This window comes from Natrialba asiatica DSM 12278 (assembly GCF_000337555.1).
GTDB classification, from domain to species: Archaea; Halobacteriota; Halobacteria; order Halobacteriales; family Natrialbaceae; genus Natrialba; species Natrialba asiatica.
On sequence record NZ_AOIO01000007.1, the window covers coordinates 23,654 to 36,483 of the forward strand.

The following is a 12,830-nucleotide window of genomic DNA, read 5'->3' on the forward strand; positions in this document are numbered from 1 at the left end:
CATGAATCCGAACGATCCAACGCTACAGCACGCACTCGAGCAGGATGTCTGGGAAACCGCCGAACGGCGGCTGCTGACGAAGATGCTCGCGGAGTTCGCGTACGAGGAGATCATCGCGCCGCGGGTGGTGGCGGGCGGCGACGACCGCAACACCTACCGATTTGACCTCGGCGACGCGGCGTATCGCTTCGAAGGAACCGACCGCCTGATGGACAGCCTTCACGTCGACGGTGAGACCGTCGAACGACGTGCGGACGACGAGTGGACGCCCCTTTCGGACCCGCTTCGATTGCTTCGCGACCTCGGCAAGACGACGTCGCTGGACGGGCTGACGGAGGGAAACCTCGTTCGCGAGTACAAGCGGACGCTGCTCGCCGACGCCCACGTCGAGGCGCGTCAGCGGGGCCGAGACGAGTTCGATCCCCTCGAACTCGACTACGCTCACCTCGAAGGCGAGATGGACGGCCACCCCTGGATAACTTACAACAAGGGTCGCCTCGGCTGGGGATACGACGACTACCGCCAGTACGCGCCCGAGCGCCAGACCCCGGTCGCGCTCTCGTGGGTCGCCGTGCGCCGGGAGAAAGCGACCTTCGTCGCCACCGACGCCATCGATCACGACTCGCTCGTTCGCACTGAACTCGGCGCTCGCTACGACGAGTTCCGCGATCGACTCGCCGCACAGGGGCTCGATCCGGACGCCTACTACTTCCTGCCGGTTCACGACTGGCAGTGGGACAACAGCATCGTGCCGCTGTTCCCCGACGATATCGCCGCCGACGATATCGTGCCGCTCGGCGAGGGGCCTGACGCGTACCTCCCCCAACAGTCCGTCCGGACCTTCGTCAACATCGATGACGCCGAGAAACACCACGTGAAGGTTCCGATGCGGATCCTCAACACGCTCGTCTGGCGCGGCCTCCCCGGCGAGCGAACCGAACTCGCGCCGACGGTCACCGAGTACGTCAAGGGGATCTATGAAGACGACGCGTTCCTCCAGGAGCAGGGGCTCGTCCTGCCGGGCGAGATCGCCGGCATCAACTACGACCACGGGGACTTTACCGACATCGAGAACTCGCCGTACCAGTACCACGAACTGCTGGGTGCCGTCTGGCGCGAATCCATCTACACCTTCCTCGACGACGGCGAGCGGGCGATCACGCTCTCGGCGCTGATGCACGTCGACGGCGACGGCGAACCCTACATCGCCCGTCTCGTCGAGCAGTCCGGACTCACGACGGACGAGTGGCTCGAGACGTTCTTCGACACGGTCCTCCCGCCGCTGTTGCACTTCCTCTATCGCTACGGGACGGTGTTCTCCCCGCACGGTCAGAACACCATCCTCGTCGTCAAGGATGGCGTTCCGACCCGGCTGGCGGTCAAGGACTTCGTCGACGACGTGAACGTGAGCGACCAGCCGCTGCCGGAACTGGAGGCGCTCCCGGACGAGATGCACGAGGTCCTCCGGAAAGAACCGCCGGAGGGACTCTGTCAGTTCATCTTCTCCGGCCTGTTCGTCTGCGTCCTCCGGTACGTCGCCGACATCCTCGAAACTCACGAGGACTACCCCGAGGAAGCGTTCTGGATGCACGCGAGAACGGCTATCCTCGACTACCAGGCGCAGTTCCCTGAACTCGAGGACCGATTCGAGCTGTTCGACCTGTTGCAGCCGGAGTTCACGAAACTCACCCTCAACCGGAATCGCATCTTCGACTCCGGCTACGACGACGCACCCGGGCGTCCCCACGCCTCCGAGTACGGAACCGTTACGAACGCACTTTACGAGGTAGCTGCGGACGATTCCACGCGCGCCGTCGCTAAATCCGACGACTGAGACCGCGCCGCCCGTCGTCCCATAGCCTTTCGGGCGGTCACTTTTCCGTGCTCTGCTCCGGCCATACCGCTCGGTAGCGCGACTCGTTTTACACCCGTATGTATGTAATTGGTCTGTTGGGTACGGAAGATCTATTCCCTTCTCGGGAACGCTAATGGCGCTCTGCGTGAGTTTAGATCGCTCGGCCGACGAGAACGCCCGTATCGATGTGCTTCCCGTACCGAGTGCCGTCCGTCTCCACTAATTGTCACCCGGGAAACCGCCCCGTCAGCCCCTCATTGTGCGCTTTTCGAGTCGGTCCGCCGATCGCACCGCTCGTCCCCTCGCCATTCGCCGCACAACCCGAACTCGTCGCGCCTCTCGACTGTTCCCGTACCGAGAACAGCGCGGCTACGTGGCCGTTGGCAACCGCGACTCGCGGCTCCTCCGAACATCTCCTTCTCCGCTCGAGTTCAGCGTTGCCAAATCCGCCGTTCCGACTCGGCTCGGCGCTTCGAGGGAGTCGCTCTGATCCTGATCGTTCCCGACGACCGAATCGCTCTTCTTCTGCCCTCGGAGCCCCAATCTGCGATCCGAGTCACAAACCGGGGTTATCGATGGCCAGCAACGCGCGAGCGACCGAACACGATAGCCTCTCAGCTCGCCGTATCGGCTGGAATCGCAGATCGGTCGCTGTTCCCCGTCCGGGAACGACCCGTCAGTATTCCTGAACTCGTCGGTGAGGCCGTCGTAGCTGAGCGACTCACGAGGTCGTTTCGTTCTCGCGGCATCGCAGGCGGCCCAACCGCTTCCACTGACTCGGTTGAGTCTCCGTCCCAGAACCGTAGCTGTGCTGGAGCTGTTGCACCGCTTTGCGGCGCTATCCGGTCGCGGCTGGCTGCTCACTGAACGAGCGATTCGATGTCGTCCTCGAGTTGGGCGTACAGTTGCTCGGCTTTGTCCGCCTCCTCGGGGGCGAGCGGCCGGATCGGTTCGCGAACGGTGCCGCCGTGGAGGCCGGCGAGGTCGAGTCCCTTTTTGACCGCGGAGACGCTGATTGCGCCGGGGATGGTGTTTTGCTGTCCCGTTTCGCTCCGGAAGTTCTGGTAGGGAAGGCAGATGTTTCGCAGCTGGCAGGCTCGTTCCCAGTCGCCGTCGGAGAGCGCTTCGAAGAGTTCGAGTCCGATCTCCGGGCGGAAGTTACTGACGCCGGCGGAAAAGCCCTCTGCGCCCTCCGCCCAGAAGGAGACCGCAAACGGCTCCGCGAGGCCGTCGACCCAGACCACATCGTCGGCACCGGCGGCGACGCCCGCGCCGAGCTTGACGGGATCTTCGAGGGCGTACTTGATGCCGATGACGCCCTCGACGCGAGTGAGGGCGGCGAGGTATTCGACCGAGGGGTCGAAGCCGCGGACGTACGGGACGAGCGGCGTTACCGTGACCGACGCGAGGTCGCGGTAGTACTCGAGCAGCCCCTGTTCGTGAAGATACGTGTGATCCGGCGGCATAACCATCAACGCGTCGACATCGACCGCGTCGTAGGCCCGGATCAGGTCCTGTGCCGCCGCCGTGCTGCCGCCGACGCCGGCGAGCACACAGGCATCGGACGGGAGCGCGTCGACACTCGTCTCGGCGACCGAGACGCGTTCGCTCTCCGAGAGCGAATGGTACTCGCTGATGTTCGCAACTGAGAGAAACGTCCGAATCCCCTTCTGATAGAGATCCTGGGCGTTCTCCGCGAGCTTTTCGTGTTCGATTTCGAGATCGTCGTCGAACGGCGTCAGGAGTCCAACGGCAACGCCACGGAGGTGGCTCCGCACCTGCTGCGCTGACAATGACATAGCGTGTCGATGTATCGCGGATAGTATAAATCCATCGCCCGGCCGCCACGAGACGGTCGTTTCGATTATGTGTTCCGGCAAACCGGAACGATGATTCCACGCCCTATTGTACGACCGCCTATGCAGATGTTTGCCGGATACGGGCGTGACGATGGCCAAATCGGCGTCCGCAATCGTATCGTCGTCCTGCCGACATCAGTCGCAGCGAGTGCGGTCGCGGACGACATCGCAGCCGGCGAGACACCGGTCGAGACGCTGTCGGACGATGTCGATCTCTCGCTGAAGAGACGACACTGGAAGCACTGCTGGCGACGCTCAGGACGCTCTCAACGGGGAGCAAACGTGCGCTGAAAACAGCGGTGTGACGACCTTCGCGATCACGCGCGTTGGACCGTCGATCCGGTGGCGTCTCTTCTCCGAATTCGGTCGCCTACCGATCAGCCGTCACTCGTCCTGTGTAAGCGGCTCAGACGCGCCATCGTTCGTGTCGCCACCGCCGTCCGTCGCTGCCGGTTCTTCGGCCGTCGCTTCCGCGTCGCTTTCGTCGTCGGTGATCGACGCACTGGACCAGTATTCGTGGTCGTCCGTAACCCGGAAACACGCGGCGTTGTGGACCTCTTCGTCCGGGACGCTGAACGACTCCGGTTGCTGTGTTTTACAGACTTCGCGGGCGTTTGCACACCGGGTGTGATAGCGGCAGCCGCTCGGTGGATCGGTAGGATCCGGAATGTCGATCTTTCGAATCGGCGAGTCGGCCGCATCCGTGTCGACGCCGAGTTCGGGTGTGGCCCAGCAAAGGGCTTGCGTGTAGGGGTGTTGTGGGTTGTGGATGATCTGTTCCGGCGGGCCGATTTCGACGAGTTCACCGAGGTAGACGACGCCGATTCGGCCGCCGGTTTTCTCGGCGATGTACCGGGCGTTCGAGAGGTCGTGCGAGACGAACAGGTACGACGTGTCGAACGTTTGCTGGAGTTGGATCATGAGGTCCATCATTTCGACGCGCAGCGAGACGTCGAGTGCGCTGACCGGTTCGTCGGCCATGATGAGGTCGGGATTCATCAGCATCGCTCGAATGAGCGCGACGCGCTGTTGTTCGCCGCCGCTGAGTTGGTGGGGATAGCGCTCGATGTAGTCCTCGGGGGGCGTCATGCCGACGTGTTCGAGCAGGCTCAGAATCCGCTGTTTGCGGTCGTTGCCGTCGAGGTCGTCGTTCCACCGTTTGAGGGGGGCTTCGAGGCTCGCCTTGACGCGTCGGTGGGGGTTCAACGCGCTGCCGGGGTCCTGATGGACGATCTGGAGCGATTGGCGGATCTCGCCCCAGGAGATGCCGTTCCCGTTGCCTGCCTTGACGTCCCAGATACTGTGTCCCCGGTACGTGATCTCTCCGCCGGTGGGCTCTTGCAGGCCGACCGTCGTTTTACCGAGCGTCGTTTTGCCGCAGCCCGACTCGCCGACGAGGACGACGACATCCTGTTCGTAGATATCCAGCGAGACGCCATCGACGGCCTCGACCACGTCGGGTTCGGAGAAAATGTCGAGAAAGCCCTGCTCTTTCTCGAAGTGAACTTCGACGTTGTCGAGCGAGACGACCGGCTCAGCCGCCGTCGATGCGGAAGTTCCGCTCGACGGTGACGTTGTTGAGGCAGTCCGGGCGATCGTCTCGGGCGTCCCCGTCGCTGTTTGCTCATCGTCGAGTTCTGCGTCGTCGATCTCGTAACTCATCGGGATGTCTTCCCGCGCGTCTTCCCAGTGGTGACAGTGGACGTGATGGCTCGAATGGACCTCGTACGCCACGGGGTCCTCGGCGCGGCAGTGCTGATCGGCGAGCGGACAGCGGGTGTGGAACGAGCAGCCGGTGGGGACGTTTACCGGGTCCGGTGCGCTACCTTCGACCGGTTGCATCGTCTCGATCGGCGCGTTGAGATTCGGTGTCGATTTCAAGAGCAACCGCGTGTACGGATGGGCCGCGTCTTCGAGGATTTCGTCGGTCGGCCCGAGTTCGACGAACTCGAAGGCGTACAACACGCCGATGCGGTCCGCGATGTCGGCGACGAGCGGCAGGTCGTGGGTGATGAAGACGATCGTCAGATCGTACTCCGTCTTGATCTCCTGGATGAGCGAGATGATCGAGCGCTGCATCAGCAAGTCGAGCGCGGCGGTAGGCTCGTCCATCACCAGGACCTCCGGCTCGAGGACCAGACTGAGCGCGATCAGCGCGCGTTGTTTCATGCCGCCGGAGAGTTCGTGCGGATAGGAATCGAGGACGCGCTCGGGGTCGAGGTAGAGGTCTTCGAGAATCGTCCACGTTCGGTCCATGCCTTCGTCGATGTCGTAGTCGTGGGCGTCGAGCGTCTCGACGAAGTGGGTGCGGAGCTTGCGGACGGGGTTGAACGAGCTCATTGCGCCCTGGAACACCATCGAAATCTCCTCCCAGCGGAGTTCCTTGAGTCCCTGTTTATCGAGGTCGAGGATGTTGATCGGGCCCCCGTCGGCGGGGTAGTACGTGATGTCTCCGTAGAGGACGCCGGGATCGACGATGGCGTCGAGGAGCGCGGAGGCGAGCATCGATTTGCCGCTGCCGCTCTCGCCGACGACGCCGAGGATTTCGTTTCGCTGGATGTCCAGGTCGACGTCGTCGAGGACGCGGGATTCTCCGCGGTCCATGTCGAAGGTGACTGACGCGTTCCGGATCTCCAGGATCGAATCGGTTTGGTCCAGGTCGTGGTGTGCAGTTTCTGAGACGGTCATGTTAGATACCTCCCATCATGTCGTTCGCGTTCGTTGTGTCGTCGGGTTCGCCCTCGGGGTCGGCCGGGGAAGTCGTCTTTTCGTGTCGGGCTCGAACGCGGGGGTTGAACACGCGGTCGAGTGACTGCCCGAGGAGGGTCAGCCCGACCGAAATGAAGACGATCGCGACCATGGGAACGAGGAACCAGTGCAGTGCGCCGGGCCGTACGTGGGCGTTTTCTTGATAGGCGAGGTTCAGGGTGCTCCCCCAGTTCAGGTTCTCGAACGGCAGGATGCCCAGGTAGTACAGGGCGACGGCCTCGAAGATAACCCGTCGACCGGCGTTGGTGAGGTTGATCACGACGTAGGGCATCAGGTGGGGGATAATCTCCTTGAAGACGATCGTGTGGGTACGCATTCCCATCGCCTGTGATGCTTCGACGAACGATTCTTCTCGGAGCGTGAGCATCTGGGATCTGATGGCGCGAGCGAGTCCGCCCCACGCCGCGACACTCAGCAGTACGCCGACTGCGTACGGATTGCCGAGGATGATGTCGTCGAACATGAGCCCGAGGACCATCACGAGCGGGAAGCCGGGGATGTTGATGAAGACGTCCGTAATCGAACTCAGGACCGTATCGACCATGCCACCTTTGTACCCGGCGATAGCGCCAACGGTGGTCCCGATGCCGACGGTACAGACCGCCCCCGAGACGACCATCTTGAGGATCGTTGCTGTCGAGTGAACCGTCTGCGAGAGCAGGTCGCGACCGTGTCCGTCCGTTCCGAGGATGTACTCCGCGTTCTCGAACGGATTGATGAGCGCGGATCCTTCAGCGACGTTCGTCGGTTCGACGAGCACCGTTCCGACGGTTCCCATCAACAGGTACAGGACGACGATCGTCAATCCGATCCGCGCCCGCCAGTCGCGCCAGATGATCGAAACCGGCGCGTAGACGTAGGCATCGTACAGCTTTCGATAGCGATCACGGCGCGTCTCCTCGAACTCCGAGACGACTTCGAACGGCGAGTTCACGTTTCCGCCGTCGGTTTCGACGGGCCTGTCGGCTGCCCCGTTGCGTTCGGTTTCGGGCGTCGACTTGATATCGGTACTGAGTTCGTGTTCGTCTCCTGGGTCGGTTGGACTGGGTGATTCTCGTGTCATTGGGCCCTCCGTGCACGCGGATCGACGTAGCCGTAGGTCAGGTCGGCCAGCAGCAGTGCGGTAACGATTGCCAGCGTGATGACCATAAAGCCCCCCATCATGAGCGGGTAGTCGCGCTGGTGGGTGGCTGATAGCATGTACCAGCCGAGACCGTGATACTGGAACACCTGTTCGAGGACGATCGAACCGCCGAACATTTCGCCGATGCTGATCAGCAGCGTCGTGTACATCGGCAACACGGCGTTGCGAGCGACGTACTGGGTCGAGATAGTGATATCGGAGAGGCCGCGGAGGCGGGCGACGCGAAGGTAGTCCTCGCCGAGCACGCGGATGCTGTTTCCGCGCATGCCGAGGGAGGCGACGCCGGAGGCGACTAACATCGAGATGATCGGTAAGGCTGCGTGGTGGATGATCCCGCTGATGTATACCAGATTGAATCCCGGGTCGGCTCCGATCGGTTGGCGGCCGCCGTTTGGAAACAGTCCGTACCGGTACGACAGGAAGATCAGCAGGAGGATTGCAAGTACGTAGAACGGGATCGATCCCATCAAGACGGCATACGAGGTGAGTCCGACGTCCAATTTCCCACCTTCCCAATAGGCCATCAGCGCGCCGACGCTGATGCCGATGAAGAAACTGATGAAGACCGCCCAGCTTAGGACGAACAACGTCCACGGCAGTGCTCCCGCGAGCACATCTGTCACCGGCTCGCCGTAATAGACAGACTGTCCAAGATCACCCTGCAGCGTGTCCACAACATAGCTCCCGTAGGCCGTGAGGAGCGGCTCGTCCGGATCGATCGTCATGCGAAGCTCAACGAGTTCACGCGCGCGGCCCGGATTGATTCCCTGTTGGGTCATCCGCGTAATCATCGCGCCCATAATGTTTCCGGGCATCATCCGGATCAACACGAACGATAGTGTGAGAACGGCCCACACGGTGAAGGCTGCTTGCCCTAATCGTCTGACACGCCAGTCCACTGTTACCATGGCTGTATAGCTGTTCAAAACAATTCGTAATGAAGGTTTGCAATCGTATAATATATATTATCATTTCGGCCGAATTCGGCGGGGGGTCGGAGACGAACCGTCTCGAGGTCGGGAGCTATCGTCCGGCGTTAGAACGGCTCCCAGCCGGTATAGAGCACGGCGATGCTTCCCGCGAGCGAGAGGATAACTGGGATGAGAGCGAGTTGCGCGACGACGTACGGTCCCGTTCCCGGGTCGACGAAGGCGAGGGAGAATCCCAGGAGGAGGAGGAAGACGAAGTTGACGCCGAGGACGATCTGTGAAATAGCCTGCAGGAATCCCATGCGAAACCGTTTGCATCGATGCTAATAAACGTTCGTCCAAGTCGGGACTGAACTCGAAACCGGCGGCAGCGTTCGACCGTCGCGGTCGTCACCCGTTGTACTCGATCGTCGCTCCCTCCATCTTCGGAATGAGATACAGCGCGTCCTCGGTGCCATCGATGACGCCCTCGGGCGCGTCGAGCGTCCAGTTGGCTGCGTTGTACGCGCCGGCGTCGGGCTGGAACATCGCCTCCATCTGGGGGACCGTCTGGTTCCACCACCACATCAGTTCTTGGTGGTACTGGTCGTCGCCGGTGACCTGCCACTGACGGATGTGCTCCTCGACGTTGATCGACTTCGTCCCGTCCGCGCCGTCGGGGTCGCCAATCGGCATTGGGATTTCCGTGTCGGGATCGAAGTGCGAGATCGACTGGACCCAGGTCGGGACGAGATCGAGCGCCCAGAGCGCCCTGATCCCGTTCGCGGATGAGCCATCGGGCATGATGTCGTACTCGCCCGCCTGCCGACGTTCGTCGAACGTCGCGTCGTCGACCTGTTCCTGGTTCGTCCCGATGCCGAAGTTCTCCAGGTTCTCTTTGAGGACGCCGATATCCTTCCGCTTGGTCCCGTTCATGATATCGACTTCGAACCGGTCTCCATCGGGCGTGAACCACTCGCCGTCGTCGCGCTGGAATCCTTCCTCCTCGAGGAGTTCGGTGGCGCGGTCGGTATCGTTCTGGCCGTACAGGGTGAAGTCCTCGACCCAGTCGGCGGCGTCGTGCGAGCCGTTATCGAGGACGTTCCCCGGAACGCGACAGGGGGGCCACTCGAACATGCGGTTGACGCCTTCGAGGAGTTGGACGACCTGTTGTCGGTCGAAGACGTGACAGATTGCCTTGCGGACGTTCGCGCTCTCCAGGGGAGTGTCGTAGCTGACGTCGTACCCGCAGTTGAACGTGAAGAGTTTGTTCGTCGAGAAGCCCTCCTTGATGAGCGTGTGCTCTTCCGGTAACTGCTGCTTGTTCTTGACCGGGAACTGCGTATGGGCGGCGTCGATCTCGCCGTTCGAATACGGCTGTGCCGGGTTGTTGTTATTGTAGAGGTGTACCGAGTACTCGCTGAAATTAAGTTCGCCGGCGTTCGGATGGTCATCGTACCGTTCGAAGATCATGACGTTGTCCCCGATATCGGCGACTTGAAACGGCCCGTTCCCAACCGCATCCTCGAGCGACGGATACGATGTCGTCGTCATCTCCTCTAAGACACCCTCCATCTCCCCGTCGTCGCTATTCCGGAGTTGTTCGTGCCAGTCGATCCACTGATCGTCGGTGTGTTTGGTGAATATCCCGCGACTCTCATCACCCACGAGGTCGGCGACGACGTTCTGGACTGCAACCTTCGTCGACAGCGGATCGTGGAACGTAACCTGGGCCGTCCGTTCGTCGACCGCTTCCGCCGACTCGATGAACTGGTGGGGCCGCTCGCCGTCTTCCGCCTGGTAGTCCAGAATCTCCAGCGCCATCTGGAGTTGCATCACCCAGTCGTCGGCGACGACCTGATCCCCATCGTGCCAGGTCCACTCGTCGCTGAAGGCGAACTCGAGCGTCGTGTCGTCGACCATCTCCCAGTCGGTTGCGATCAACGGGTACACCTCGTCCCTCGACGGGCTGTAAACGACGGGTCGGTCGTAGATGAGCGCCCCCGGATGCCACGTGCCGCGTTGCGTCGGATTCCACGGGTTGCAGTGACGCTGCGACGGCAGCGTCCCGCTGGTCTCTGCGTCGAACACACGGAATCGATCGGTACTACTCGAACCGCCGAGGCACCCCGCCATCAACGCCGTTCCGCCCGCAGCACTGTATTTGAGTACATCTCGCCGGTTCAATCCACTGCTCCGCCAGCTGTTACCCTCTGGCATACTCCCTAATGTTGGAAGGTAGTACATATAGTTAACTATAAAAAATACAATATTCGTCTCGGCGACCGACGACGCTACCGCCGAGGGTGAACTCGCTTTTGATCTCCGGCCGTCCGTCGCTTCCAGCTTGCTGTCGACAGTCGGCGTCCGTTATGGTCCGGTATATTCCATCGTGGCGTCTTCCATCTTCGGAATGAGGTACAGCGCGTCCTCGGTGCCATCGATGACGCCCTCGGGCGCGTCGAGCGTCCAGTTGGCTGCGTTGTACGCGCCGGCGTCGGGCTGGAACATCGCCTCCATCTGGGGGACCGTCTGGTTCCACCACCACATCAGCTCCCGGTGGTACTCGCTATCATCGGTGACCTGCCACTGATTGATGTGTTCTTCGACGTTGATCGTCTTCGTCCCGTCCGCGCCGTCGGGATCGCCGACCGGCATCGGAATCTCCGCCTCGAGTTCGAAGTGAGCGATCGACTGGAGCCATCGGGGGACGAGGTCGAGTCCCCAGAGGGGAACGACGCCGTTTGCGGAGGATCTGTCGGGCATCATGTCGTACTCGCCGGCGTGGCGACGCTCGTCGAACGACGCGTCGTCGACCTGTTCCTGGTTCGTCCCGATGCCGAAGTTCTCCAGGTTCTCTCTGAGGACGCCGATATCCTTCCGGTCGGCTCCGTTCATGACGTCGATCTCGAATCGGTCGCCGTCGGGCGTGAACCACTTGCCGTCGTCGCGTTGGTACCCCTCCGCTTCGAGGAGTTCGGTGGCGCGGCCGGTATCGTTCTGGCCGTACAGGGTGAAGTCCTCGACCCAGTCGGTGGCGTCGTGTGACCCCTCGTCCAGAACGCTCCCCGGGACGCGACAGGGGGGCCACTCGAACATGCGGTTGACGCCCTCGAGGAGTTGGACGACCTGTTGGCGGTCGAAGACGTGACAGACCGCCTTGCGGACGTTCGCGCTCTCGAAGGGAGTGTCGTAGCTGACGCCGCTCCCGCAGTTGAACGTAAACAGCAGGTTGATCGATAAGTCCTCCCTGACGAGCGTGTGCTCCTCGGGTAGTTGGGATTTGACGTCGTCTCTGACCGGAAATTGGATGTGGGCGGCGTCGACTTCTCCGCTCGTGTACGGTTGCGTCGGATCGTCGTTCTCGAAGACGCGTACCGAACACGTCTCGAAGTTGAGATTATCGGCGTTCGGATGGTCATCGTAGCGCTCGAAAACGACGACGTTGTCACCGACATCCGCGACTTCGAACGGGCCGTTGCCGACGACCTCCTCGAGCAACGGATAGTTCGTCGTCGTAATCTCCTCGACGACGGTTTCCGCCTCCGCTTCGTCGCCCTCGTGGAGCCGCTGATGCCAGTCGGCCCACTGGTCGTCAGTGTGTTGCGTGAAGATCCCCCGGCTCTCGTCTCCCACGAGATCCGCAACTGCGGTTCGCACCGCGTAGGTCGACAGCAACGGGTCGTACAACGACACGCGGGCCGTCCGCTCGTCGACCGCTTCCGCCGACTCGATGAACTGGTGGGGTCGCTCGCCGTCTTCCGCCTGATACTCCATGATGCCAAGCGCTAGCTGCAGTTGCATCACCCAGTCGTCGGCGACGACCTGCTCGCCGTCGTGCCAGGTCCACTCGTCGCTGAAGGTGAACTCGAGCGTCGTGTCGTCGACCATCTCCCAGTCGGTTGCGATCAACGGGTACACCTCGTCCGCAGCGGGGCTATAGACGACGGGCCGATCGTGAATGAGCGCCCCGGGGTGCCACGCCCCGCGCTGTGCGAAGTTCCACGGATTGCAGTGACGCTGGGACGGTAGTGCGCCGCTGGTCTCCGCATCGAACATGCGAAATCGATCGGTACTATTCGAACCGCCGAGGCACCCGGCGAGGACGGAAACCCCGCCCGCAGTTCCGTACTTGAGCACGTCGCGCCGACTCGGCTGTTGCCACTGTTTGTCACCGTCTGGCATAGTCTCTACTGCCAGACAGTCGCACTTAACTTTACCCCGCACTCGGCCGGTGTCTCTCTCGACCGACTCGTCGCCCGGCTAACGCCGAAACGTTTTCCCACCGGTCCGTC

At 62.0% G+C, this 12,830-nt stretch carries 9 protein-coding genes; 2 read left to right on the top strand and 7 right to left on the bottom strand.

Annotated features, from left to right (window positions below; all coding sequences use genetic code 11):
* The first annotated feature begins 1 nt into the window (after nucleotide 1).
* Nucleotides 2-1,834: an IucA/IucC family protein gene (locus C481_RS01760; RefSeq protein WP_006107105.1), complete on the top strand. Its 1,833-nt coding sequence runs from the start codon at nucleotides 2-4 to the stop codon at nucleotides 1,832-1,834.
* Between the two features lie 881 nt (nucleotides 1,835-2,715).
* Here C481_RS01760 and C481_RS01765 read toward each other — a convergent pair.
* Nucleotides 2,716-3,654: a dihydrodipicolinate synthase family protein gene (locus C481_RS01765; RefSeq protein ID WP_006107106.1), complete on the bottom strand. Its 939-nt coding sequence runs from the start codon at nucleotides 3,652-3,654 to the stop codon at nucleotides 2,716-2,718.
* Between the two features lie 120 nt (nucleotides 3,655-3,774).
* On the opposite strand from C481_RS01765, the gene C481_RS01770 reads away from it, so the two are divergent.
* Nucleotides 3,775-4,005, top strand: coding sequence for a UxaA family hydrolase (locus C481_RS01770; RefSeq protein ID WP_006107107.1), 231 nt, complete (start codon nucleotides 3,775-3,777; stop codon nucleotides 4,003-4,005).
* 93 nt (nucleotides 4,006-4,098) lie between these two features.
* Here C481_RS01770 and C481_RS01775 read toward each other — a convergent pair whose 3' ends face one another.
* From C481_RS01775 to C481_RS01800, 6 genes are all read right to left on the bottom strand, one after another.
* On the bottom strand, nucleotides 4,099-6,402 hold the full coding sequence (locus C481_RS01775) for an ABC transporter ATP-binding protein (protein ID WP_006107109.1): 2,304 nt from the start codon (nucleotides 6,400-6,402) through the stop codon (nucleotides 4,099-4,101).
* A gap of 1 nt (nucleotide 6,403) precedes the next feature.
* Nucleotides 6,404-7,546 (bottom strand): ABC transporter permease, encoded by a 1,143-nt coding sequence (locus C481_RS01780; protein ID WP_006107111.1) that lies wholly within the window; start codon nucleotides 7,544-7,546, stop codon nucleotides 6,404-6,406.
* Nucleotides 7,543-8,535 (bottom strand): ABC transporter permease, encoded by a 993-nt coding sequence (locus tag C481_RS01785; protein ID WP_193787822.1) that lies wholly within the window; start codon nucleotides 8,533-8,535, stop codon nucleotides 7,543-7,545. The genes C481_RS01780 and C481_RS01785 overlap by 4 nt, the downstream gene beginning before the upstream one ends.
* Nucleotides 8,536-8,663: 128 nt before the next feature.
* The gene (locus C481_RS01790) at nucleotides 8,664-8,858 is read right to left on the bottom strand and encodes a hypothetical protein (protein ID WP_006107114.1); all 195 of its coding nucleotides are present in this window, start codon (nucleotides 8,856-8,858) and stop codon (nucleotides 8,664-8,666) included.
* 88 nt (nucleotides 8,859-8,946) lie between these two features.
* Nucleotides 8,947-10,671 (bottom strand): ABC transporter substrate-binding protein, encoded by a 1,725-nt coding sequence (locus C481_RS01795; RefSeq protein WP_006107115.1) that lies wholly within the window; start codon nucleotides 10,669-10,671, stop codon nucleotides 8,947-8,949.
* Between the two features lie 234 nt (nucleotides 10,672-10,905).
* Nucleotides 10,906-12,720: an ABC transporter substrate-binding protein gene (locus C481_RS01800; protein ID WP_006107117.1), complete on the bottom strand. Its 1,815-nt coding sequence runs from the start codon at nucleotides 12,718-12,720 to the stop codon at nucleotides 10,906-10,908.
* Nucleotides 12,721-12,830: the final 110 nt, after the last annotated feature.